Origin of the sequence: Streptomyces sp. 4F14 (assembly GCF_048159485.1) — a bacterium.
Taxonomy (GTDB): domain Bacteria; phylum Actinomycetota; class Actinomycetes; order Streptomycetales; family Streptomycetaceae; genus Streptomyces.
In genome coordinates this window covers 1-475 of the sequence record NZ_JBLRVY010000118.1, presented here as the reverse complement: position 1 = coordinate 475, position 475 = coordinate 1, and the positions used below count along the sequence as shown (strand labels likewise).

Below are 475 nucleotides of genomic sequence, written 5' to 3'. Positions count from 1 at the left end.
GGTGGCGGTTTCGACCGGAGTGCCGTTGCGGAAGTAGAGACGCCGGCGAGCCAGCACCTGCGAGCCGACCGGGACGCCCAGACGCTCGGCGGCATCCTCGGGCACCTCCATGGGCCCGATATAGAGGACGCTGACCTTGGCAGTGGCGCCGGACTGGGCGGACTCCGCGAGGTACGCCGCCTGTCCCCCTTGCCGGAGCGAGCGCCGGAAGCGATCGGAGGAGCGGTGCCGCACGGGAGGCCGGTTCTTCACGATCGAGCCCTTGCCGTGCCGGGTCTCGACCAGCCCACTCCCCCGGACCTCGACCATGGCCTTACGGATCGTCCCGCCGGACACGCCGTAGCGGTCCACCAGCTCGGACTCACTCGGCACCATGTCACCAGGCTTGAGAACCCCCGCCCGGATCTGCTGCACGATCTCTTCCGCGATCTGCACGTACCGAGGTCCGGAACCGACCCCTCCAGCCGCAGTTCCC

1 protein-coding gene is annotated in these 475 nt (G+C 69.7%); it reads right to left on the bottom strand.

From position 1 onward, the window contains the following. The coding region (locus tag ACLZOT_RS49910; RefSeq protein ID WP_416975972.1) for a GntR family transcriptional regulator at positions 1-475 on the bottom strand (475 nt) is incomplete at both ends.